Below are 22,556 nucleotides of genomic sequence, written 5' to 3' on the forward strand. Positions count from 1 at the left end.
GACGCCGCGTGTGTAGAGGGTCACGAAGTGTGGAATAGATCTCCCCGTAACTGATCACAGTGGGGGGAGATCAGTGCCTACCAAGACAGCACCGCGTACGGCGAGCCGAGGGTCGGCCGCCCGTACGAAGAGCACATCAGCGACCAAGTCCACCGCAGCCAAGAAGCCGGCGGCGAAACGGACCTCGGCGGCGAAGGCGCCGTCGCGGTCCACGACCAGCCGGACGACCGCGGCGAAGGGCGGCACGGCGAAGAAGCCGGCGTCGTCCAGCCGGTCGTCGGCGTCGTCGTCTGCCGCCGCGACCCGCGTCACCAAGGCCGCGAGCCAGGCCAAGACCGCCGCGACGCAGATGAAGTCGGTGGCGACCAAGGCGTCCTCGTCGGCCAAGGCCATGACGGCGATGACCAAGGCGATGACCAGCGCGACCAAGGCCATGTCCGACGCCGCCAAGGCGATGGACGCGGCGGCGAAGGTCATCACCACCACCGCCAAGTCGACGGGGACCCGCGCCACGACGGCGAGGAAGACCACGGCGGCGAGCAAGGGCGGCACGAGCCGGACCACGGCCCGCAAGTCCACCGCGGCGGCGTCGAGCCGGTCCGGGACGGCGTCGGCCCGGACGGGCGGCACGAAGACGTCCGCGGCGCGCAAGTCCACGTCCAAGGCGGCCACGTCGCGGACGTCGGCCTCGGCGAAGACGTCCGGCACGGCGAAGACCTCCGCGGCGAAGACCTCCGCGGCGAAGACGTCGGGGGCGGCCAAGACGTCGGGAACGGCCCGCAAGGCGGCCGCGCCCAAGTCCAGGACCAGCGCCGCCCGCAAGTCGACGTCGTCGCGGACGACCGCGAGCACCAGGTCCGGCACCGCCAAGGGGTCGGCCAGATCCGGGGCCGCCAAGTCCGCGGCCCCGGCCCGCAAGACGCCCGCGCGGACGACGACCGCGGGCACGTCCGCCGCGCGGCCCGCGCCGCCGCCGCCCGTCGTGGAGCCGAAGACGAACTCGCTCCAGCACTCGACGCGGACGGACGGCGGGTTCCTGAGCGGGCTCACCGACGTCGGCCGCGAGCGCTGAGACCACGATGGACGAGAAGGACATCCTGGCTCGCATCGACGAGTACGTGGGGGAGGAGCGGCGGCTCCGCGAGCGGTACCAGCGCGACGAGCTCGACCGCGAGGAGGAGCACCGGCGGCTGGAACGGCTGGAGGTCGCGCTCGACCAGTGCTGGGACCTGCTGCGCCGCCGCCGGGCCAGGCTGGAGGCCGGCGAGGACCCCGGCGGCGCGGAGATCCGGCCGCCGGACGAGGTCGAAGGCTACCTGCAATGACGGCGCCCCGCCCGCGGCGCCCGCTGCGGTTCGGCCTGTCCGTCGTCCCGGACGCCTCCGCTCCGCTGCTCCACACCGCCCGGGAGGCGGACCGGTTCGGGCTCGACCTGCTCGGGATCCGCGACCAGCCGTACCGGCGCGACACCGCCGACGCGCTCGCGCTGATGGCGGCCGTGCTGGCCGGCACGTCCCGGATCCGGGTGCTGCCCGCGGTGGCGTGCCTGCCGCTGCGGCCGCCGGCCGCGCTCGCCAAGGCGATCGCGACGATGGACCGGCTCAGCGGAGGCCGCGCCGAGCTCGGTCTCGGCACGGGGATGGAGCCGGGCGGCGTGGAGGCCTACGGCGGGCCGCGCCTGGACGGCGCGGCGTCGCGGCGCGCCCTGGAGGAGGCCGTGCAGCTCATCCGGCTGCACTGGAGCGACCAGAACGGGCTGCGGTTCGCGGGCGAGCACTACCGGTTCGCGGCGGCGCAGGCGGGCCCGGCGCCCGCGCACCAGATCGGCATCTGGCTCGGCGTCACCGGTCCGCGCGGCCTCGACCTCGCCGGGAGGGTCGCCGACGGCTGGATCGCGCCGTCGTCGCTCGTCCCGCCGAAGCGGCTCGCGGACGGGCAGCGCCGCATCGACGAGGCCGCGCTGAGGGCCGGCCGCGGGCCCGGCGAGATCCGCCGCGTCTACGTCCTCGAAGGGGAGGTCGACGGGCGGGAGTCGCGGGGCTTCCTGCACGGCCCGCCGCGCCAGTGGATCTACGAGCTGACGGAGCTGGCCGTCGGGCACGGCGTCGACTCGTTCCTGTACGGCGGCGACCCCGAGCAGCTCCCGGTGTTCGCCCTGGAGATCGTGCCGGCCGTCCGGGAGCAGGTCACCCGCGAACGGGCCGGAACCGCCCAGGGGCCCGCACAGGGGCCCGTGCAGAGGGAGGCCCGGCCGGAGGCTCCGCCCCAGGCAGGCCGTCCGTCGCCGCACGGCACGGGCGTGCCGTGACGCGCGGCGCCCGTCTCACATGCGCTCGGGGGTGGGGACGCCGAGGAGGCCGAGGCCGGTGACGAGCGTGCGCAGCGTCGCCGCGCACAGCGCCAGCCGCGACGCCCTGGTCTCCTCGTCGGGAGCCTTCAGCACCGGGCAGTTCTCGTAGAACGTCGTGTACGCGTCGGCGACCGAGTAGACGTAGCTCGCCAGCCGGTGCGGCTCGGCGGTCTCGCCGGCCTGCTTCAGCACGGCGCCGAACCCGAGCAGCTCCAGCGCCAGCGCCCGCTCGGCCGGATGGGTGAGCGTGATCGGGCCGGTCGCGTCCTCGGGGGCCAGGCCGCCCTTGCGGAAGATCGACCGGATCCGCGCGGCCGCGTACTGCAGGTACGGGCCGGTCTTGCCGTTGAACGAGATCATCCGGTCGAAGTCGAAGGTGTACTCGCTGTCGCGCGCCACCGACAGGTCGGCGTACTTCACCGCGCCCATGCCGACCGCCTGGACGATCTCGGCCCGCGTGGCGTCGTCGAACGGCTCGTCGTGCTGGATCTCGTCGAACACGGCCCCGGCCCGCTCGACCGCCTCGTCCAGCAGCTCCGCCAGCTTGACGGTGCCGCCGGCCCGGGTCCGCAGGATCTTGCCGTCGGTGCCGAGGACGTTGCCGATCTGCGCGTGCTCGGCCTTCACCTCGTCGTTCAGCCAGCCCGCCATGCGCGCGACGGCGAACACCATCTGGAAGTGCAGCGACTGCGGCGCCCCGACCACGTAGACCATCCGGTCGACGTGCTCGGTGTCGACCCGGTACCGGATCGTGGCGAGGTCGGTGGTGGAGTAGTTGTAGCCGCCGTCGCTCTTGCGGATGATCACTGGGAGGGGCTCGCCCTCCCGGCCGGTGAACCCGGGCGGGAACGCGCACAGCGCCCCGTCGCTGATCACCGCGATGCCCTTGCCCTCCAGCTCCCGCGCGGTCGGGGCCAGCAGGTCGTTGTAGTAGCTCTCGCCCTTGATGTCGTCGTCGGTGAGGGTGACGCCGAGCCGCCCGTAGACGGAGTTGAAGTACCGCTTCGACACGTCGACGAGGACGTTCCAGAGCCGCAGCGTCTCGGCGTCGCCCGCCTGGAGCGCGACGACCCTGCGCCGGGACCGGTCGGCGAACGCCTCGTCGCCGTCGAACTTCTCCCGCGCGGCCTGGTAGAAGGCGGTCAGGTCGCTGACGGACGAGTCGTCCCGCGCGGCGGCGTCCTCGCCGAGGTCGAGCAGGTGCTCGATCAGCATGCCGAACGGGGTGCCCCAGTCGCCGACGTGGTTGTCGCGGACGACCTCGTGCCCGAGGAACGCCAGGATCCGCGCGATCGCGTCGCCGACGATCGTGGTCCGCAGGTGCCCGACGTGCATCTCCTTCGCCACGTTCGGGGAGGAGTACTCGACGACGACCTTCTGCGGCTTGTCCGCGAGGGGGACGGCGAGCCGCTCGTCCTCCAGGGCCCGCTGCGCCTCGCCGGCGATCCACCCGTCGCTGAGCGTCAGGTTGATGAACCCGGGACCGCTGACCTGGACCTGCGACACGACGCCCGCCGTGTCGAGGTGCGCGGTGATCGCCTCCGCCACGTCTCGCGGCTTGCGGCCCAGCTTCTTGGCCAGCGGCAGCGCCACGTTGGCCTGAAGGTCGGCGAACTGCGACGGCCGGATGACCGGGTCGGTGTCCGCGTACGACGGTCCGAAGGCGGCGCTCAGCGCGGCCTGGACCCGGGCGGCGAGTACGAGTTGCGGATCGGGCATGTCCCAAGGTTATCGGCGACGCGCCGGGCCCCGGAATCGGTTTTGCGCGGGGCTAGTGCCCGGCGGGCGGCTCTTTGCGGTCGGGGACGGTGTCGGCGGCGGGGGAGGGGACCTCCGGGGCCGTGTCGCCGGGCCGGTCCGCCGGCCTCTCGGCGGGCTTGTCGCCGTCGCGCTCGCCGTGCGTCCAGCGCCCGAACCGGGATGTGCGGGTCGCGGCGACCTGCTCGCGGATCCGCTCGACGATGCGTCCGGCGGCCAGCCGGTGCGCCAGGTCGCAGGCCGAGGTGACGGCGCGGGCCCGGGAGGCGCCGTGCGCGATCACGACCGTCCCGTTCAGGCCGAGCAGGACGCCGCCGCCGTAGGTGTCGGGGTCGAGGCGGTCGCGCAGGTCCTGGAGGCGGCGCCGCTGCAGCAGCGCGCCCATGCGCGCGGCGGGGGTGGAGGTCATCGCCTCGCGGATCTCCGCGAACGCGGTGGCGATGGTGCCCTCCACGGCCTTGAGCGCGACGTTCCCGGTGAACCCGTCGGCGACGACGACGTCGACGCGCCCGCTCAGCAGGTCGTGGCCCTCCACGTTCCCGGCGAACTCGATGCCGTGGCTGCCGGTCGCGAGCAGCTCGTGCGCCCGCTTGGTGAGCTTGTTGCCCTTGCCCGGCTCGGCGCCGATGTTGAGCAGCCCCACCGACGGGCGGTCCACGCCGAGGAGGATCTGCGCGTACGCGGTGCCGAGCGCGGCGAACTGGACGAGCCCCTCCGGCTTGACGTCCGCGGTGGCGCCCGCGTCCAGCAGGATCGTGGGGTGCGGCCGCGTCGGCAGCGCCACGGCGATCGCCGGCCGCATCACGCCCTGCTGGCCCTTGAGCCGCAGCCGCGACGTCGCCACCACCCCGGCGGTGCTGCCCGCCGACACCAGCGCCGACGCCCGCCCCTGCTTGATCAGGTGGCAGGCGATCGCGATGGACGAGCGGGGCTTGCGCCAGCTCGCCAGCGCGCCCTCGCCCATGTCCAGGGCCTCGTCAGCGTTCACGATGGGGATCGTGCCGAGGACGCCGTGCAGGTCCAGCTCCCGCCGGATCCGCGCCGCCCGCCCGACCAGCACCAGCCGGACGCCGTGCTCGCGGACCGCGGCCACCGCCCCCGCGATGATCTCCTCGGGGGCGTGGTCGCCGCCCATCGTGTCGACCGCGATCGGCAGCGGGCGCACCGTCGCCGGGCGGCGCGGCGCCGGGCGCGGCGCGGTGCTCCCGGGCGGCGTGCTCGTGGACGGTGCGGTGCTCCTGGCCGGCTGGGCGGCTCGCCGCGGCGGCGCCGCGTTCGTGCGGGGCGCGGGGCCCGGTTCAGGAGGGCCGGGCTCGGACGGGCCGGTCGCGGGCGGGCCGGGCTCCGCCGGGCGAGGCGTCACGGGCCGCGACGGCTCGCCGGTGCCGGTCATGGCCGCTCCAGGAGGACGAAAGGAAACACGGTGGGCCGCAAGAACGCAGCTCATCGCATCGTATGGCGTCCCTTCGCCTGCCTCGGCGCCCCACGCCCGGAGTGGCGATCCTCACGCCGCCGGCCTAGCCCTCCTGCTTGCGGCAGTCGGCGCCCAGGCACGACGCGTTCTCCACGACCGGCCGGCCGTCCACGAGGATCGTGTAGTAGTTCCGGCGCGTCTCCTGCTCACCGCTGCCGATGACCTCGACCGGCTTCTCGTCCGAGGTCATGCCGGTGCAGGACACCCGCATCTTCGTCTTCGTCCAGCCGGGCAGGTCCGCGCACCGCAGCGGCGCCGCCAGCCGCACACCGTGCTCGTGCAGCTCGGCGGCGGCCGTCACGGGAAGCGCCTTGCGCAGCGCGGCCTGCGTCTTGTACTGCAACTCCTCGCCGCCCGACAGCAGAAGGAACGCGCCGCCGCCCACGGCGGCGATCACGAGGAGTGCTGCGGACCCCAGGATCAGGGCCGGCTTGCGGCCGATCCTGAGGCGCGGCATCTTCACGCTGGGTATCTTCACACTCGCTACGTCACCGACGGTACGGGTGTGTATGCGCTGCGTGTTGGGTTTTTCCGTTCCGTATGCGGATTCGTTGCCCGGTCAGCCGACCGGGTGCTCGCAGCCGAGGCCGAGGCAGTCCTTGCGGAGCACCTGGCGCCCGCCGACGGTCACCACGTAGGACTCGCGCGGACGTTCGGTGTCGGCGTCGTGGACGATCCCCTCGACGGCGACCGGCTCCCCGGCCGTGGTCCGGGCCGTGCAGTCGACGCGCACCACGGCGTCGGTCTCCCGCCCCGGCGATCTGCACTCCGGGCGTTCCCGCAGCTCGACGCCCCGGGCGTCCAGCTCGTCCACGACCCCGTCGGTGACGGCGTTGCGGTAGGCCCCGTCGGAGATCCTCTGCATGACCTTGCAGCCGGACATCGTCACGGCGAGCAGGACGGCGAGCACGGCGGCGGGAAGGCGCCTCATGCCGCTCCCTCCGTCCGGTGGAGGCCGGCGACGGCGTCGGCCACCGCGTCGGGACGGTCGAGCGGGACCATGTGCAGGGCGTCCGGCAGCTCGATCCGCCTGCCGCGCGGGCTCATCGCGGCGAGCCGCTCGTGCGCCTCGGCCCAGGCGCGCTTGCGGTCGTCGCCGTCCACGTCGCCCAGCGCGGTCACCACGGCCAGCGGGACGGGCGGGAAGGGGCGCCGCTCGCGCAGTCCCGCCAGGTCGGCGGCCATCTCCCGGTAGGCCAGCTCCTCCGCGAGGACCGTGCCGAGCACCGTCCCGCGCCCGTACACCGACCGCACGACCTCCTCCGGGACGGCGTCCTCCCGGAGACTGGTGCGCCTGAGGACCATCCGGCGGCCGCGCGGCCCGGCGACCCGCGCCAGCCGGGTCGCGCCGAGCACCGCGCCCGCCGCCGCGGCGAGCGGGGCCAGCGCGGCGGCCAGCCGCACGGGCACCCACGCGTCGCCCTCGTAGCTCGGGTCGAGCAGCACCAGGCCCCGCACGAGCCCGTGGCGCGTCCTGGCCAGCGCCTCGGCGGCGAACGCGGCCATCGAGTGCGCGAGGACGGTCACCGGCCGGCCGGCCCGCTCCGCCAGCGCCCCCATGAGGGCGGTGTCGCGGCGCAGCGAGGGCGGCGCGGCGGCGGCGGGGCTGAGCCCGAGGCCCGGACGGTCGTAGACGATCACCCGGTACCCCTCGCGGAGCAGCTCGGCGGACGGCTCCCAGTCGAACCAGGCGCCGCCCAGCCCGGAGCTGAGCAGCAGCGGCGGCCCGTCCGGCGGGCCCGACTCGACGACGTGGACCTGCTCGCGTCCCACGTTCACGATCTCGCCGGGGCCGCGGGCCCCGCCGCCGGTGCGGCTCACAGGCATGCCTCCGCCCGCTCGTCCGACGCGTGCCGTGCCGCGCGCGCCGCGTCCCTGTGGTCGGAGTACAGCGCCCACGCGATGGTCAGCAGCCCCAGGCACAGGATGCCGATCTGGACGCGCTGGACGATCCCGAGCCACTGCCCGGCGTACATCGCCACCAGCGTCCCGAGCGCGGCCGCCGACTCGGCGAGCGCCAGCAGCCAGCCCCAGCGGGCCAGGGCGGGCCACCAGCCGTACCGGCGGGCGGCCAGGGACAGCAGCAGGAGCGCCGCCACCCCGCAGACGATCACTGCGCTGCTGGTCACCGAGTGGAACTCGTGGGAGAACGACACGTTCTCGGACCGCTCCCGGAGGGCGCACCAGGTCTCCAGGCTGGGAGCGCAGTCCAGGGGGAAGGACGCGTCGCCGATGGCGCACACGCCGAACAGCGCGAGGAACACCCACCCGGCGGTGGCGAGGGGCTTGCGGGTGAGCCTGCGGAGCGTCCCGGCCGCCACCAGGATCGACAGCACGCCGGTGATGAGGTCGCCGGCGCTGTAGACGAGGTGGAACGGCTGGTCGGAGGCCGACAGTTCGCTCACGTAGCCGTTGATGAAGTCCAGCTTGGGGCTGAGGACGTTCTCCAGCACGAAGCTGGCGTACGTGACCGACGCGAGCCCCGCGAGGACGATCAGGCGCATGGGGACGACACCCGGCCCGCCCCGCTGGTCAGAGTCCACCCGGCCCCCTCACGCCCGCACGTCCCGTGCGCCGATCGGTCCTACACGCCCCTTAGTATTTCCGAACCGGCCGCAGGCTCATGACCTGGGTCGGTCTTAGCGGAGTATCCGCTGGCCGAAGCCTTAACGGGGGCTGACGGAGAAGTTGACGTCCCGTAGTCGTTGGACAAGACATGAGGCGTCAACGATGATGACGGAGCCTATATGTCGGGATCATCCTGACCATGGCTTTGTCGGGGACGTACAGGGGGTATTAATTCGGCATGAAGCCACCCCAAACGGTTGAATGAGGGTGGCCCAGGCGGTTCTGATCACGGTACGTGGCGGCGCGCCCGGGTGCGCCTCCCCCGCTGACAGCAAGGAGTACCAACACGTGACACTGGTGAACGACGCGGCTCCCGCAGTGCGATCCACCGGTCGCAAGTTCCGCGCCTTCACGGCGAAGCACCTCGACGAGCTCACGGCTCGCGCGGGGCTGACACCCGCGCAGCGGCTCGCGACCCGGGCGGTGGCGACGGTCCTGCCCTTCCGGACGAACGCATACGTCATCGAGGAGCTCATCGACTGGTCGGCCGCGCCCGACGATCCGATCTACCGGCTCGTCTTCCCGCAGGAGGACATGCTCCCCGCCGGGGACGTCGCGCACCTGTCGGACCTGCTGAGCCGCGAGGCGCCGAAGGCCGAGATCGAGGCCGCCGCCCACAAGGTGCGGATGAAGCTGAACCCGCATCCGGCCGGCCAGATGGAGCTCAACATCCCGAGCTTCGGGGACGGCAAGATCCCCGGGATGCAGCACAAGTACGACGAGACGGTGCTGTACTTCCCCAAGCAGGGCCAGACCTGCCACGCCTACTGCACCTACTGCTTCCGGTGGGCCCAGTTCGTCGGCGAGGCCGACCTGAAGATGGCGGGCGACGAGCCCACCGCGCTGCGCGAGTACATCCTCGCGCACCCCGAGGTCACGAGCGTCCTGTTCACCGGCGGCGACGCCATGATCATGGGCGAGCCGGTGCTGCGCCGCTACGTCGAGCCGCTGCTCGACATCGAGCAGCTCGAATCCATCCGGATCGGGACCAAGTCGCTGGCGTACTGGCCCCAGAAGTTCGTCACCGACCCCGACGCCGACGACATGCTCCGGCTGTTCGAGCAGGTCACCGCCTCGGGCAAGAACCTGGCGTTCATGGCGCACTTCACGCACCCGCGCGAGCTCGAACCCCTCATGGTCGCCGAGGCGTGCCGCCGCATCCGCGACACCGGGGCGGTCATCCGCACCCAGGCGCCGCTGATCCGGACGATCAACGACGACGCCGCCGTCTGGCAGGACATGTGGCGCACGCAGACCCGGATGGGTCTGATCCCCTACTACATGTTCGTCGAGCGCGACACGGGGCCGCAGGACTACTTCGCCGTGCCGCTCGGCCAGGCCTACGAGATCTTCCGCGACGCCTACAAGAACGTCTCGGGGCTGGCGCGGACCGTCCGCGGCCCGTCCATGTCGGCCACGCCGGGCAAGGTCTGCGTGGACGGCGTCCTGGAGATCGCGGGCCAGAAGGTCTTCGCGCTGCACTTCATCCAGTGCCGCGACGCCGATCTCGTCGGCAAGCCCTTCTTCGCGCAGTACGACCCCGAGGCGGTCTGGCTGGACCACCTCAAGCCGGCCTTCGCCGACCGCTTCCCCTGGCAGAAGTAGCCACGCCCGTGGCGTGTTCGCCCCTGACCGGGCGAACACGCCACACCCTTCAGCGCAGCGAGCGGTGGAGGCAGAGGCACGCGACCAGCGTCGCGGCGCCGCACAGCACCATGACCTGACCGGGCGCCATCACCTCGCCCAGGGCGCCCGCCGCGCCGATGCCGGCCGCCTGGCCGGTCATGAGGCCGCTGCCGTACAGGCCGACCGCCTGCCCGCGGATCTCCTCGGGCACCGCGTCCACGAGCCGCCGCTGCACGGGCAGTTCGTAGCCCAGCCCGAACGTCCCCGCCGCCATCAGCGCGCACGCCGCCGCCAGGCCCGGCCCGAAGGCGAACAGCAGGAGCGGCGCACCGGTCAGCGCGGCCAGCGGCAGCGCGAGGCGGTCCCGCAGGTCCGGGCGGACCCAGCGGCCCGCGACCAGGTTGCCCGCGAACATCCCGGCCGCGGCGGCCGACAGCAGCAGCCCCGCCGCGTCCGGGCGCCCCAGTCCCCCCGCGTAGGGGACGGCGACCCCCTCCGCCGCCACCGACAGGGAGATCGGCAGCCAGCCGGCGAGGAGCAGCCCGCGCGTCGTGCGGCGGCCCAGCAGGAGCCGGTTGGTCCGCCACGTCGCCCGCGCCGTCCCGGTGGACACGGCCCGGGACGGGGCGGGAGCGTCCGGGAGGCGGAACCGGGCGAGGCCCGCGGCCAGCGCCGCGCCGGCGGCCGCGAGCCAGAGCGTCCCGGCCGGGGCGAGCACCGACAGCAGGAGCCCGCCGGCGGCCTGGCCGGCGATCTGGGCGCCCGCGCTGGTCATCGAGAACAGGGACCGTCCGAGCACGTAGCCGTCCCCGGGGAGCAGGACGGGCAGCCGGGCCTGGACCGCCGCGCTGCCGACCGGGGCGAACAGGCCCGCCGCGACGAGCAGCGCCATGATCAGCGGCAGCGGGAGCCCGCCCACCGCGAGGACGGCCGTGACCGCGAGGCGCAGCAGGTGGTAGCCGGTGAGCAGCCGCCGCGCCGGGACGCGGTCGGCGAGGGAGAGCAGCAGGGCGCCGCCGACCACGTACGGGAGCATCCCGGCGGCGAAGACGAGGGCCGCCGCGACGGGCGAGCCGGTGCGCTCGAACGTCTGGACCGACAGCGCGATCGTCCGGACCGAGTCGCCGCCCACCTGGAGCGTCTGGAGGGAGAACAGCGTCCGGAACTCCGGGACGCCGAACACGTCGCGGTACCGGGCGGAGGTCGTCGTAGGAGCGGTCATGGCGGCGACTCTGCGGGCACCGGCCACGTGCGGGACAATGTTTCGGGGAGGAGCGAAACATGTACCGCATCGTGGTGGGCCCCGGCGACCTCGCGGCCAGCCGCTTCGGGGTCGCCCCGCTGATCGAGGTGCACAGCGCGCTCGGCGTGGTCGCGGGCCGGATGCCGGTCGGGCCCCTCGGGCCCTGGGTGGAGCGGGTGCGGCCGGCGTACCGGCGGGTGGCCGGGGACCCGGCCCTGCGCGCGCTGGTCTTCCTGCGCCGCCCGCACGGGTACATGGCCGACTTCGTCGTCCCGCCGCCCGCCCGCCCGAACCTGACGGTCGCCGACCAGCTGGTCACCGTCAGGGCGACACCGCTCGGCCAGGCGCGCCGCGAGCTCGCCCGCAACCTGGAGGGGCTGCCGGAGCCGGAGCCCGCCGTCCGGGAGGTGCTGGAGGCCCCCGACGTCGTCGAGCGGCTCGCCGCGGGCCTGGAGACGGCCTGGCGCGCCCTCCTGGAGCCGGACTGGCCGGTGCTGCGCTCGATCCTGGAACGCGACATCGTCCACCGCGCGGGGCGCCTGGCCGCCTACGGCTGGGCGGCGGCGCTGGACGGCCTGTCCCGCAAGGTGCGCTGGCGCGACGGCGTCATCGAGGCCGACATGCACGGCGACGCCACCTACCGCCTCGACGGCGCCGGGCTGACGTTCGTGCCCGTCGTCTTCGCCGAACTCGGCGCGGCGCTCGAACAGGACTGGCCGTACACGCTCATGTACCGGGCCAGGGGAGTGGCGGCCCTCTGGGAGAGCCGGGAGCCGCGCGACGAGGACGCTCTGGCCAGGCTGGTGGGCCGCACGCGGGCCGACCTGCTGCGCCTGCTCGCCGAGCCCGCCACGACCAGCTGGCTGAGCGCCCGCCTCCGGATGAGCGTCGGCGGGATCGGCGACCACCTCGCGGTGCTGCGGGAGTCCGGCCTCGTCACGCGCGAGCGCAGCGGCCGCTCCGTCCTCTACCGCCGCACGGCCGTGGGCGACGTCCTCATGGGAGCCGGCTGACCCCCGCCGCGACCGACGAGGCCGCCCCGGGAGGATCCGGGACGGCCTGGGAGGCCGGGCGGCGTCAGACGCCGTACTCGGCGACGATGGCGGCGCGCGCGAGGGTGTGGGCGGTGATGTTGAAGCCCACGACGGCCGGGGAGGTGTCCGGGCCGAGGCCGAGCGACTCCACGTCCAGCGCGTGGACGGTGAAGACGTAGCGGTGCGGGTCGCCGGGCGGCGGAGCGGCGCCGCCGAACGCCCTGACCCCGTAGTCGTTGCGGGCGTGCACGCCGACCTTGGCGTCCTCGGTCCCGGCGCCCGTCGGCAGCTCCGTGACGCTCGCGGGGATGTCGAACAGCGACCAGTGCCAGAAGCCGCTGCCGGTCGGCGCGTCCGGGTCGTAGCAGGTCACCGCGAAGCTCTTCGTCGCCTCCGGGAACCCGGACCAGCGCAGGTGCGGCGACTCGTTGCCGCCGCTGAAACCCCAGTCGTCGAACACGTGCCGGTCAGCGAGCCGCTCGCCCTCGGCGATGTCGTCGCTGGCGACCGTGAACGAGGGGACGTCGGGCAGGTGCTCGTGCGGAAGCGGGGGCTTGCCGGGCATGGCGACCTCCTCTATCAGGATCATCGTGACACCCCATCTCTACCAGGAGGAGTCGCGTTCTGACGGCCCCCGCGGCGAACCCGGCGATGCCACGACCACGGTCCGGCGCCGTCCGGCGCCGGACCGGCGGCGCTACTTGCCGGTCGCCTCGATGTAGGCGGCGATGACCTCTTCGGGGTCGCCGTCCATGTGCATGCGGCCCTCGTCGACCCAGATGACGCGGTCGCACATCTCCTTGACCGTGTCGAGCTGGTGCGCGACGAGGAAGACCGCGCCGGCGTCCTTGCGCAGCTCGTCGATGCGGCGCTTGCTCTTGGTCTTGAACTTGGCGTCGCCGGTGGCGAGCGCCTCGTCGATCAGGAGCACGTCGTGGGTCTTGGCCGCGGCGATCGCGAACCGGAGGCGGGCGCCCATGCCGGAGGAGTACGTCCGCATGGGGTACTGGATGAAGCCCTCCTTCAGCCCGGCGAAGTCGACGACCTCCTGGTACTTGCTCTTCGTCTCCGCCGGGGTCATGCCCATGGCGAGGCAGCCGAGGACGATGTTGCGCTCGCCGGTGAGGTCCTTCATGAGGGCCGCGTTCACGCCCAGCAGGGAGGGCTGGCCGTCGGTGTAGACGGCGCCCCGGTGCGGGGGCAGCAGCCCCGCGATCGCTTTCAGCAGCGTCGACTTGCCGGAGCCGTTGGTGCCGATGATGCCGACCGCCTCGCCCCGGTACGCGACGAACGACAGACCCTTGATCGCATGGACCTCGGTCATCGACGGGCGGTGCTTGCGGCGCAGGATGCGCGAGAACGCGCTGGCGGCGTTGCCCTTGCCTCCCGCGCCGAACACCCGGTAGACGATGTGCAGGTCGTCCACGACGACGATCGGCTCCCGGGTCGGGTCGATGTCGACGGCTCCGCGGACCTTCGTGTCAGCCACGGCCGTATCGCTCCTCGGCACGATAGAAGAACAGGAACCCGCCCGCCAGCATCACGGCGGCCCACACGATCCCGTAGAGCCACAACTGCCCCGGCGAGGCGGCGTTGTGGATACCCGCGACGAAGCCCCGGTACTCGCCGAGCAGCACGGACCGGCTCAGCTCCACGTACACGTACGCCGGGTTGAGCTGGAGCAGCTCCGCCAGCCACGGGTACCCGGCCAGCCGGCCGCCCGGCTTCATCATCACCGGCAGGCAGAAGATCACGCCGGAGGCGTAGAGCCAGACCCGCATGACGAACGGCAGCAGCTGGGTGATGTCGCGGTTGAACGCGCCCAGCCTGGCCATGACCATGCTGATGCCCACGTTGAACATGAGCTGGAGCGCGACCACGGGGACGAGCAGCAGCATCTGGAAGGTGATCGGCTCGCCGAACGCGAACACGATGGCGAACAGCACCACCAGCGCGAGCAGGAGCTGCTGCATCTCCACGATCGCGATCGCCAGGGGCAGCGTGGCGCGCGGGAAGTGCAGGGCCCTGATCAGCGACAGGTTGTCGCCGACGGACTTGGCGCCGGAGGTGACCGACCGCTGCGTGAACCCGAACAGGAAGACGCCCGTCACCAGGAAGGGAATGAAGTCGGGCACGCCGCGCCCGGTGCCGAGCAGCAGACCGAAGATCAGGTAGTAGACCCCGGCGTTGAGCAGCGGGGTCAGCAGCTGCCACACCTGACCCAGTCGGGAGTCGTTGTACATCGAGATGTTCTTGGCGGATGCGAACGCCCAGATGAAGTTCCGGCGAGCCCACACATCCTGGATGTACTTGCGCAGCGGGGGGCGCGCAGCGCTCTGCCTCAGCCCGTATCGTGCGGCGTAGTCGGCCAGGGTTCCGTTCACGTGAGGAGGCTCCGCGATCGTTCCGACCGACTCGCCACCCGGGGTTCCGAGCCGTTCCGGGTGACTCATGTCGCGAAGCCTATTGCAGTCGTTGAGTCCACAGTGACGTTCGCCCGCATGTGACCCCCGATTTGAGATCTTTACGGAATCATGTCGGCCTCCCTGGGGATACCCGCGACATGCGCGTCAACCATTCACGGCGCACTTTCGTGCCGTCACGTTCCGTCACTCGGCGCCGGTCGCGGCAGGCTCAGGAGCATCGGGCCTGGCCCCAGCGCGTCCCCCTGCTGCGCAGGCTCGGCCGGATGGACCGGTGGGCGTTCGATCAGGTGGCGTCGGCGCGGCTGCGCGGGCTGGAGTACGTCCTGCCGCGCCTGTCGCGGTTCGCCGACCACGGGGTGCTGTGGTTCTCGGCGGCCGGCGCGATGGGCGTCGCGGGACGGCCCCGGCTGCGGCGCGCGGCGCTGCGCGGGGCCATCGCGATCGCCGTGGCGAGCCCCGCGGTGAACATCGTCGGAAAGCAGGCCTTCCGCCGCAGGCGCCCCGTCGTCGACCTCGTCCCCCCGATCCGGATCCGGTGGAAGCTGCCGACCTCGCACGCCTTCCCCTCCGGGCACTCGGCGTCGGCCGCCGCGTTCGCGACGGGCGTCGCGCTGGAGGCGCCGGCCGCGGTGGCCGTCCCGGTCGCGGCGACGGCCGCGGCGGTGGCCTTCTCCCGCGTCTACACCGGCGCCCACTATCCGGGCGACGTCCTGGCGGGGCTCGGGATCGGCGCGCTCGCCGGGGCCGGGACGCGGTTGGTGTGGCCCTCGCGGCCTCCGGTGGCGCGCGTGGCCCCGGCCGGGGGCGGGGTCCTGCGGACCGCCGAGGACGGGCGGGGCGTCGTGGCCGTCGTCAACCTGGGCTCGGGTCCCTCGGCGGAGACCGGCGCCGGGATCCTCCCGAGGCGCTCGGAGATCGCGCTCGCGCTGCTCGAGGCCGAGCTGCCCGCGGCGGAGATCGTCCGGGTGGAGCCGGGCGCGGACGTCGACAAGGCGTGCGCCGAGGCGGCCGAGCGGGCCGCCGTGCTGGCCGTGGTCGGCGGCGACGGCACCGTGAGCGCGGCCGCGCGGGCGGCGCTCGGACGCGACGTCCCGCTGCTGGTCGTCCCCGGTGGGACGTTCGACCACTTCTCGCGGGCGATCGGCGTCGAGACCGCGACGCAGGCGATCAGGGCCTACCGGGAGGGGCGCGTCGGCCGCGCCGACGTCTCCTACGCGACGCCCGTGTCCGCCGAGGCGGGGGAGGAGGCCGAGCAGGTCTTCCTCAACACCGCGAGCATCGGCGCCTACACCGAGGTCGTCGAGAGGCGGGTCCGGCTGGAGAGGCGGATCGGGAAGTGGCCCGCGCTCGCGGTCGCCGCCGTCCGCACGCTGAGGCACGCCGAGCCCGTCGAGCTGATGGTGGACGGCAGGCGCCGGCGGGTCTGGCTCGCGTTCGTCGGCAACGGCGTCTTCGGCTCGTGGGGCGCCGCGCCCACCTGGCGCGAGCGCCTCGACGACGGGAGGCTCGACGTGCGGATGGTCACCGCAGGCGGCGGCGCGCCCCGCGTCCGCGCGGTCGCCGCGATCATCGTGGGCCACCTGCGCCTGACGCCCGGGTACCGCTCGTGGCGGACGACCGGCATGGAGGTGATCTCGGCGGCCGGCGATCTCCGGCTGGCGCGCGACGGCGAGGTGGCGTCGCTGCCCCGCGCGGTGCGTTTCGGCAAGCACCCCCGTGCACTCCGGGTGTTCACGATTCATGCCCCGGTGACCGGGTAAGGCACGGGACGCCCACCAAGGAGGAGATCACACGATGACGAGCCGTGACCTGGGAGTCGCGCCCGGCGACCTCAGCGACGACGACCTGTTCCGTGAGCTCGGCCACCTGTACGAGACGAGGCTGGACGCGCTGCGGCACGCCGCCGACCAGGCCTACGGCGAGCACACGCGGCGCATGAACGAGATGGAGGCCGAGTACCTGCGCCGGCGTCCCGGCAGGGAGATCGACCCCGAGCGCATGCGCGCCGGGGCCCGCGCCCGCTGACGGCGCCCGGCGCGCACCCCCCGCGCCTGCCGTCCGGACGGCCCCGGTGCCCGTGGCGGGCCCGGTGTTGTTCGGACGTTCGTTCTGTTCGGGTAAAGGCGCGGGCGCCCGCCGCGGGTGAGCGGCAGGGTCCGTGAGTGGTCCCGTGGGGATCGTCGGGGGGTGTGGGCTGTGGGGCGGATCGGGCCTGGGCGCCGCCGGGAGGGGCGAGCGCGCCGCGACCGGTTGCGGCGCGGCGTCCGGCGGTGGTGGCCCATCGTGGCGGGCGCCGTCGCGTCGACGGGGCTCCTGCTGGGCGCCTACCTGGAGGGCCCGCGGCTGTCGGGCGTGTCGGCGGCGCTCACCGTGCCGCACCGCGGCCCGGGCGGGCGGGACGGGCCCGGCGCGCTGCCGTCCGAGCGCCTGATGAGCACGTTCACGACGCGGTTCGCCCCGGGCGAGCCCCGCGTGCGCAACATCGAACTCGCCGCCCGGACCCTGGACGGGCGGGTCGTCGAGCCCGGAGCGACGTTCTCGTTCAACGACGCCGTCGGACCCCGCACGAGGAGCCGCGGGTACGTGCCCGCGCCCGCGATCATGGGCTCGCGGCTGGCGGACGACGTGGGCGGCGGCATCTGCCAGGTGTCCACGACGCTGTACAACGCGGTGTTCCTGGCCGGGCTGGACATCCGGAAGGCGCGCGCCCACACCCTGTGGATGCCGGAGTACCCGGAAGGGCGCGAGGCCGCGGTGTTCTATCCGCAACTCGACTTCACCTGGAGGAACGACACCCGCGAGACGGTGCGGATCCAGGTGGCCCACTCGGCGACGTCGCTGACCGTGAACCTGTGGGGCCGGCGCAGGTACGAGGTGCGGTCGCGGACGTCCGAGCGGTACGGGTTCAGGCCGTTCGAGTCGGGCGTCGGCCGCGGCGGCGAGTGCATTCCCATGGCGGGCCGGGAGGGCTTCGAGGTCGACGTGTGGCGGACGCTGCTGGCCGGCGGCCGCGAGGTGCGCCGCCAGAGGTTCCACACCGAGTACCGCCCGCAGCCCGAGGTGGAGTGCCTCTGACCCGCGTGGCAGGGTGGAGGGCATGGAGGGAAAGTTCGAGCTCGGACCGCGGGACGGGCGGCTGCTCGTCCGGACGGGGCGCAGCGGGCTCGGCCGGCGCGCCGGGCACGACCTGACCATCGAGGCGACGCGCTGGTCGGCGGCGGTCGAGGCGCGCGAGCCCCTGGACGCCTCGTCGGTCGAGGTGACCGTCGAGGTGGACGGGCTGGAGGTGCGCGAGGGGGCCGGCGGCGTGAAGCCGCTCACCGACCAGGACCGCGCGGAGATCGTGAAGAACCTGCGGAAGGTCCTGGAGGTCCGGCGCCATCCGCAGATCCGGTTCGTCTCCACCGCGATCGGCGCGGACGCCGTCGAGGGCGACCTGACGATCATGGGGCGGGTCAAGCCGGTGCGGCTCGCGGCCGCCAGGGACGGCGACCGGGTCCGCGGCGGCGTCACCGTCGAGCAGAGCCGCTGGGGCATCAAGCCCTACTCGGCGTTCTTCGGCGCGCTCCGGCTCGCCGACGAGGTCGAGATCGAGTTCGACGTCCGGCTGCCCGGGTAGCGCCGCAGGGCCCGGCCGGGGAGCACCGGCCGGGGAGCACCGGCCGGGGAGCACCGGGCGGGGTCGCCCGGGGCGCCCGTGCCGCCGTTTCCCCGGTCTCTGAAGATCGAATGCACTAAGGTGCATGATCACCGCATTCCGGACAGACGATCTTCAGGGGGCCGCGGTGGCAGAGCTGAGCAGGCGGAACTTCGGCAAGGCGGCGGGCCTGGTGGCCGCGCCGGCGCTGCTCGCTGGCTGCGCGTCCGGCGGGTCCGGGTCGACCAGGACGGCGCAGGCGGCGGCCGCGGCCCGCACCTGGGGAGTGACCGGCAAGGCGCTCGCCGGCCTCGGCGGCTTCGACGCCACGCTCAAGAGCTTCATGCAGGCGCGGACGATCCCCTGCGGGCAGCTCGCCGTCGTCCGCAAGGGCAAGCTGATCCTCTCGCGCGGCTACACCTACGCCGAGGACGGCGCCTTCAAGACGCAGCCGACCTCGCCGTTCCGCGTCGCCAGCATCTCCAAGCCCGTGACGGCGACGGCGGTGCTCCGGCTCGTCCAGGACGGGAAGCTGAAGCTCACCGACCGGGTGGCGACGCTGCTCGGGCTCTCCACGACGGCCGACCCGCGCCTCAAGGACGTCACGGTCCTGCGGCTGCTGCAGCACCTCGGCGGCTGGGACCGCGACATCACGCCCGACCCGATGTTCCGCGACGCGACGATCGCCAAGGCGCTCGGCGTCGCGCTGCCGGTGTCGCAGGCGAACATCATGAAGTACACGTCGGGGCGCGCGCTCGACCACGCGCCCGGCACGCAGTACGCCTACTCCAACTACGGGTACATGCTGCTCGGCCGGATCATCGAGAAGGTCACCGGGAAGAAGTACCAGGACTACGTCCGCCAGACCGTGCTCGCTCCCCGCGGCATCACGCGGATGCGCCTGGGCAGATCGCGCACCAAGGTCACCGGAGAGGTTCCGTACTACTCGACCTACACCGGCGCCACCGTGTTCGACAACAGCGGCACCAAGGTGCCCTTCCCGTACGGCGCGTTCAACCTGGAGAACATGGACGCGCACGGCGGCTGGCTGGCCACCGCCATGGACCTCACCCGCTTCGCGGGCATCTACGACGGCGGGTCGATCCTGACGTCGGCGTCCATCAGCCGGGCGTTCGCCAAGCCGGAGACGGGCATCAACTCCGACGGCTGGTACTACGGCTGCGGATGGCAGGTGCGCCCCGTGACCGGCGGCCGCAACACCTGGCACAACGGAAGCCTGGCCGGAACGTACACGCTGATGGTCCGCCGGTACGACGGGCTGTCGTGGGCGGTCCTCTTCGACCAGCGCCAGGAGGGCAGCGCGGCGAACTACGCCGACATCGACGCGGCGCTGCACAAGGCCGCGAACGCGGTGAAGACCTGGCCGACCGGCGACCTGACCTCCACCTACTTCTAGCGCCCGCCTCTGGCGCGGGCCGCGCGCGTGTACTGGTCGTCCAGGCTGCGTGGGAACGGCATCATCCGGTGCCGTTCCCGCCAAGGCGCGTACTGGCGGACGGCGTTGAACCCCGCCGCGGTGACGATCCGCTCGACGTCCGGGCCCGGCACCCAGGCGGGGTAGACGTCCAGGTGGACGACATGCGGGGGCAGGCCGTCCGGTCTCGCGGGCGACACCAGCGTCATCGGCGGGCGGACCCGTTCGGCCGCCGCCATGTCCTGTGCGTAGGCGACGAGCTGGAGTGTCTCCGCGTCGGGACCGCTGTGCACGACGAGCCACCCTTCCACGTCCACCGGCTCCGACGGGGGATCGGCGAGCGTCAACGGCACGACCTCGTCCGAGACCTCGCGCAGGTAGGCGTGGTGGGCCGGGTCGAGCTCCTCCAGGACGAACGTCCGGTCGAAACGGGGCGGGTTCGCGGGGAGCAGCGGCCGGTAGGCGTCCCAGCGCAGCAGCCGCGCCAGATGCGTCGTCCCGGCCCCGGACGGGAGTCCGGTCAGCTCGCCCCTCAACCCGGCGGGGAACGCGTCCACGATCACCTCGTCCGGCCGCGGGGCCGCCGGACCGGCGGCCTCCACCACGTCCCAGCCCTCGGTCACGCGCGCGTCGGACGCGAAGCGGGACCCGGTCACGACGGTGACCGGCCCCTCCCGCCCGAGGGTGTGCAGGACGGCCCGGAGCCGCGTGAGATGCCCCAGCCCGTCACCGGCCGCGTAGCAGAGGATCAACGCGTCTCGTCGAGGACGGCCAGGTATCCGGCGGTCTCGGCGGCCGGGGTGAAGTCGCGCCGGATCCGCTCGGCGCCGGCCGCGCCGAGCTTGGCCAGCTCCTCGCCGCCCGCCCGCGCGGCCCGGTCGACCGCCGCGCGGCACGCGTGCGGGTCGCCCGCCGGGAAGGTGAACCCGATCTCGTCGTCGGCCACGTCCGCCAGCCCGCCCGCGTCCGAGGCGATCAGCGGCACGCCGAGCGCCGCCGCCTCCAGCGCCACGTTCGGCATACCGTCGTAGAACGAGGGGAGCGCGACCAGGTCGCAGCTCGCGTAGACGGCCGGGAGGTCGTACCGCTCCAGGAACGGCAGGAACGAGTGCGGGACGTCGTGCTCGGCCAGCCACTCCCGGACGGAGTCCTCGACCTCGCCGACGAGCAGCAGATGGAAGGCGTCGGTGCGGCGCGACGCGGCCAGCGCCTCCAGGAAGAAGCCGACGCCCTTCTTGACCTTGAGCTGGCCGATGAGCCCGATCGTCCGGCGCCCGGGGGCGACGTTCTCCTCCCGCCAGGCCCGGCCCCGCTCCCGCTCGGACGGCAGCACCCGCCACTGCGCCGTGTCGACGCTGTTGGCGACGAACGCGACCGCCGCGTCCGGGGCGAGCGCCGACACCAGCGGCGCGTGCGAGCGGGCGACGACGCACACGCGGGACGAGGCGCGCAGCGCGTCCGCCAGCACGCCGCGCCGCCGCATCGAGAAGGCGCCGACGTCGATGTCGTTGCCGCGCAGCAGCGTCACCAGCGGCGCGCCGAGCAGCGCGGACAGGACGGGCGCGGCGAGCATCGCGTACACGCCGCCGAACGCCACGACGTGGCCGTACCCGGTCAGGTTCTCGGCGGTGACCGTCGTCCACAGGCGGCGCAGCGCGTGCTCGGAGTCGTCCCCGAGCGGCGCGGTGACGAGCCGGCCGCCGTGCTCCCGCGACACGCCCCACGGTCGTGACCGCCGGGTCAGGTGGGCGACGTCGACCTCGGTCCCGGCGGCCCGCAGGCCCCGCACGATCCGGTCGCACGACTGCGCCATGCCGCCCCGGCTCGGCGGGTAGTGCTCGGTGATCCACAGGACGCGGTGCATCAGCTGTCCACGAAGCCGGTGTCGTCGTCCGGTCCCCAGTCGCCGCCGTAGGAGTAGTCGTCGCCCGGGTTGAAGGCGCCGCGGTCGTACTGGTCGAACGAGGAGTACCAGTATCCGTCGTTGTAGGCCTGCGAGCTGCCCTGGTAGTACTCGCGCCGGTAGCCGTGCGTCCAGCCCGGGTGGTGCGGGTCCTGCGTCCGGTACCCCTGAGCCGCGGCGCACTCGGGGCACAGCGCGTTGGGCCCGGCGTGCTCGCCGCACACGGGACGGCCGCACTGCGGGCACGCCGCCACAGCGGACCGGCCGCAGCGTCCGAGCACGAAGAACCCCGTGGTCACGGTGCAGCGGTTCATGTGGTCCTCCTCGCGGCCGTGCCGGGCGGCGTCCACCGGAACGGCTCCGTCGACACCTGCAATATCCGGTCCACCAGGATCCTGTCCTCCACCGGCCCGGGGAACTTCCCGCTCGCGCGGACCACCAGCCGCCGGCCCTGCTTCACCTGCACCCTCACCCAGCGGGGCGGCGGCGACGCGGGCCGCCGGACGGCCGCGTCCTTGGCCAGCCGCCGGGTGACCCGCACGAGCTGGACCGTCTTCGACTTGCTCTTGAACTTGATCTTGCCGCGCGCGTTCTTCTTGCGGTACTTGCGGTTGCGCACCCGGTCGGTGACCGAGAGCTCGATGACGCTGCCGTCGCGCAGCTCCGCCCGCATCCGCAGCCACGGGTCGATCGCGTACCACTGCTTGAGCCCCGAGATCGGGGGCCGGGAGGGGAGGTCCTGCATCGGACCGTTCTTCTCAGGCACGCGCGTCCCGCGCATGTCCGCCGACACCGACAGCACCCCGTCGGGGGGCATGTCGGCCGACAGCACCCGCAGCAGCGGCACGAGCACGCCCGGGACACGATCGTGCAGCCGCCACCGGCGCCGCCGCACGTGCGCCCCGTGCTGCGCGAGGCTCTGGATCATCGGCTCCCAGTCGTCCCGCCTCAGCGAGACGGAGAAGCCCTTCTCCAAGGTCAGCGCCTTGTGCAGGGGATGGAACCGCTCGATGGCGGCCTTCTGCTTACGCCAGAACATGAC

Annotated in this window: 24 protein-coding genes; 9 read left to right on the forward strand and 15 right to left on the reverse strand. The window is 73.5% G+C overall.

Annotation, left to right across the window (positions count from 1 at the left end; translation table 11 throughout):
- Positions 1-54: 54 nt before the first annotated feature.
- Entirely contained in the window at positions 55-1,050 is a 996-nt protein-coding gene (locus tag BKA00_RS33660) for a hypothetical protein (protein ID WP_185031946.1), read from the reverse strand.
- Between the two features lie 29 nt (positions 1,051-1,079).
- Here BKA00_RS33660 and BKA00_RS33665 point away from each other — a divergent pair, with 29 nt between their 5' ends.
- Both BKA00_RS33665 and BKA00_RS33670 read left to right on the forward strand, forming a co-directional pair.
- On the forward strand, positions 1,080-1,325 hold the full coding sequence (locus BKA00_RS33665; protein WP_185031948.1) for a DUF2630 family protein: 246 nt from the start codon (positions 1,080-1,082) through the stop codon (positions 1,323-1,325).
- Positions 1,322-2,308, forward strand: coding sequence for an LLM class flavin-dependent oxidoreductase (locus tag BKA00_RS33670; RefSeq protein ID WP_185031949.1), 987 nt, complete (start codon positions 1,322-1,324; stop codon positions 2,306-2,308). The genes BKA00_RS33665 and BKA00_RS33670 overlap by 4 nt, the downstream gene beginning before the upstream one ends.
- A gap of 15 nt (positions 2,309-2,323) precedes the next feature.
- Here BKA00_RS33670 and argS read toward each other — a convergent pair whose 3' ends face one another.
- The 6 genes from argS to BKA00_RS33700 form a co-directional block, all read right to left on the reverse strand.
- Positions 2,324-4,069, reverse strand: a complete 1,746-nt coding sequence (argS, locus tag BKA00_RS33675; RefSeq protein WP_185031952.1) for an arginine--tRNA ligase — start codon at positions 4,067-4,069, stop codon at positions 2,324-2,326.
- Between the two features lie 52 nt (positions 4,070-4,121).
- Positions 4,122-5,243 carry a phosphate acyltransferase PlsX gene (plsX, locus tag BKA00_RS33680; protein WP_185035145.1) on the reverse strand — a complete coding sequence of 374 codons (1,122 nt, stop codon included), beginning with the start codon at positions 5,241-5,243 and terminating at the stop codon, positions 4,122-4,124.
- 382 nt (positions 5,244-5,625) lie between these two features.
- Positions 5,626-6,039, reverse strand: coding sequence for a hypothetical protein (locus BKA00_RS33685; protein WP_185035147.1), 414 nt, complete (start codon positions 6,037-6,039; stop codon positions 5,626-5,628).
- 102 nt (positions 6,040-6,141) lie between these two features.
- Entirely contained in the window at positions 6,142-6,513 is a 372-nt protein-coding gene (locus tag BKA00_RS33690) for a hypothetical protein (protein WP_185031953.1), read from the reverse strand.
- Positions 6,510-7,403 carry an alpha/beta fold hydrolase gene (locus BKA00_RS33695; protein ID WP_230298875.1) on the reverse strand — a complete coding sequence of 298 codons (894 nt, stop codon included), beginning with the start codon at positions 7,401-7,403 and terminating at the stop codon, positions 6,510-6,512. The genes BKA00_RS33690 and BKA00_RS33695 overlap by 4 nt, the downstream gene beginning before the upstream one ends.
- Positions 7,400-8,125, reverse strand: a complete 726-nt coding sequence (locus tag BKA00_RS33700) for a DUF998 domain-containing protein (RefSeq protein ID WP_230298876.1) — start codon at positions 8,123-8,125, stop codon at positions 7,400-7,402. Before BKA00_RS33700 ends, BKA00_RS33695 begins: the two co-directional genes overlap by 4 nt.
- 373 nt (positions 8,126-8,498) lie before the next feature.
- On the opposite strand from BKA00_RS33700, the gene BKA00_RS33705 reads away from it, so the two are divergent.
- Entirely contained in the window at positions 8,499-9,815 is a 1,317-nt protein-coding gene (locus BKA00_RS33705; RefSeq protein ID WP_185031957.1) for a KamA family radical SAM protein, read from the forward strand.
- 49 nt (positions 9,816-9,864) lie between these two features.
- Here the strand turns inward: BKA00_RS33705 and BKA00_RS33710 are convergent, their stop codons facing one another.
- Positions 9,865-11,058, reverse strand: a complete 1,194-nt coding sequence (locus BKA00_RS33710) for an MFS transporter (protein WP_185031959.1) — start codon at positions 11,056-11,058, stop codon at positions 9,865-9,867.
- Between the two features lie 59 nt (positions 11,059-11,117).
- On the opposite strand from BKA00_RS33710, the gene BKA00_RS33715 reads away from it, so the two are divergent.
- The gene (locus tag BKA00_RS33715; protein WP_185031961.1) at positions 11,118-12,092 is read left to right on the forward strand and encodes an ArsR/SmtB family transcription factor; all 975 of its coding nucleotides are present in this window, start codon (positions 11,118-11,120) and stop codon (positions 12,090-12,092) included.
- Between the two features lie 64 nt (positions 12,093-12,156).
- On the opposite strand, the gene BKA00_RS33720 is transcribed toward BKA00_RS33715, so the two are convergent.
- The 3 genes from BKA00_RS33720 to BKA00_RS33730 form a co-directional block, all read right to left on the reverse strand.
- Positions 12,157-12,678 carry a YbhB/YbcL family Raf kinase inhibitor-like protein gene (locus BKA00_RS33720; RefSeq protein WP_185035151.1) on the reverse strand — a complete coding sequence of 174 codons (522 nt, stop codon included), beginning with the start codon at positions 12,676-12,678 and terminating at the stop codon, positions 12,157-12,159.
- 132 nt (positions 12,679-12,810) lie between these two features.
- Complete coding sequence (locus BKA00_RS33725) at positions 12,811-13,602, reverse strand: ABC transporter ATP-binding protein (protein WP_185031963.1); 792 nt, start codon at positions 13,600-13,602, stop codon at positions 12,811-12,813.
- Positions 13,595-14,497, reverse strand: a complete 903-nt coding sequence (locus tag BKA00_RS33730) for an ABC transporter permease (protein ID WP_230298877.1) — start codon at positions 14,495-14,497, stop codon at positions 13,595-13,597. The genes BKA00_RS33725 and BKA00_RS33730 overlap by 8 nt, the downstream gene beginning before the upstream one ends.
- A 209-nt stretch (positions 14,498-14,706) precedes the next feature.
- Here BKA00_RS33730 and BKA00_RS33735 point away from each other — a divergent pair, with 209 nt between their 5' ends.
- The 5 genes from BKA00_RS33735 (at position 14,707) to BKA00_RS33755 (ending at position 19,593) form a co-directional block, all read left to right on the forward strand.
- Positions 14,707-16,299, forward strand: coding sequence for a phosphatase PAP2 family protein (locus BKA00_RS33735; RefSeq protein ID WP_230298878.1), 1,593 nt, complete (start codon positions 14,707-14,709; stop codon positions 16,297-16,299).
- A gap of 34 nt (positions 16,300-16,333) precedes the next feature.
- Complete coding sequence (locus BKA00_RS33740) at positions 16,334-16,564, forward strand: DUF6158 family protein (protein ID WP_185031969.1); 231 nt, start codon at positions 16,334-16,336, stop codon at positions 16,562-16,564.
- A gap of 162 nt (positions 16,565-16,726) precedes the next feature.
- Positions 16,727-17,614, forward strand: a complete 888-nt coding sequence (locus BKA00_RS33745) for a VanW family protein (RefSeq protein ID WP_185031971.1) — start codon at positions 16,727-16,729, stop codon at positions 17,612-17,614.
- A 22-nt stretch (positions 17,615-17,636) separates the two neighbouring features.
- Positions 17,637-18,158 (forward strand): YceI family protein, encoded by a 522-nt coding sequence (locus tag BKA00_RS33750; RefSeq protein ID WP_185031973.1) that lies wholly within the window; start codon positions 17,637-17,639, stop codon positions 18,156-18,158.
- Between the two features lie 166 nt (positions 18,159-18,324).
- Entirely contained in the window at positions 18,325-19,593 is a 1,269-nt protein-coding gene (locus tag BKA00_RS33755) for a serine hydrolase (protein WP_185031975.1), read from the forward strand.
- Here the strand turns inward: BKA00_RS33755 and BKA00_RS33760 are convergent.
- Genes BKA00_RS33760 through BKA00_RS33775 form a run of 4 tightly spaced genes read right to left on the reverse strand, consistent with a single transcriptional unit; the run spans position 19,590 to position 22,553 of the window.
- Positions 19,590-20,363: a hypothetical protein gene (locus BKA00_RS33760; protein ID WP_185031976.1), complete on the reverse strand. Its 774-nt coding sequence runs from the start codon at positions 20,361-20,363 to the stop codon at positions 19,590-19,592. The two genes, BKA00_RS33755 and BKA00_RS33760, sit on opposite strands and share 4 nt — an antisense overlap.
- On the reverse strand, positions 20,360-21,475 hold the full coding sequence (locus BKA00_RS33765; protein ID WP_185031978.1) for a glycosyltransferase family 4 protein: 1,116 nt from the start codon (positions 21,473-21,475) through the stop codon (positions 20,360-20,362). Before BKA00_RS33765 ends, BKA00_RS33760 begins: the two co-directional genes overlap by 4 nt.
- Positions 21,475-21,828, reverse strand: a complete 354-nt coding sequence (locus BKA00_RS33770; RefSeq protein ID WP_185031980.1) for a hypothetical protein — start codon at positions 21,826-21,828, stop codon at positions 21,475-21,477. Before BKA00_RS33770 ends, BKA00_RS33765 begins: the two co-directional genes overlap by 1 nt.
- A complete protein-coding gene (locus BKA00_RS33775) occupies positions 21,825-22,553 on the reverse strand; it encodes a hypothetical protein (RefSeq protein WP_185031982.1) in 729 nt (242 codons plus the stop codon). The genes BKA00_RS33770 and BKA00_RS33775 overlap by 4 nt, the downstream gene beginning before the upstream one ends.
- Positions 22,554-22,556: the final 3 nt, after the last annotated feature.

Source organism: Actinomadura coerulea (assembly GCF_014208105.1).
Classification (GTDB): Bacteria; Actinomycetota; Actinomycetes; order Streptosporangiales; family Streptosporangiaceae; genus Spirillospora; species Spirillospora coerulea.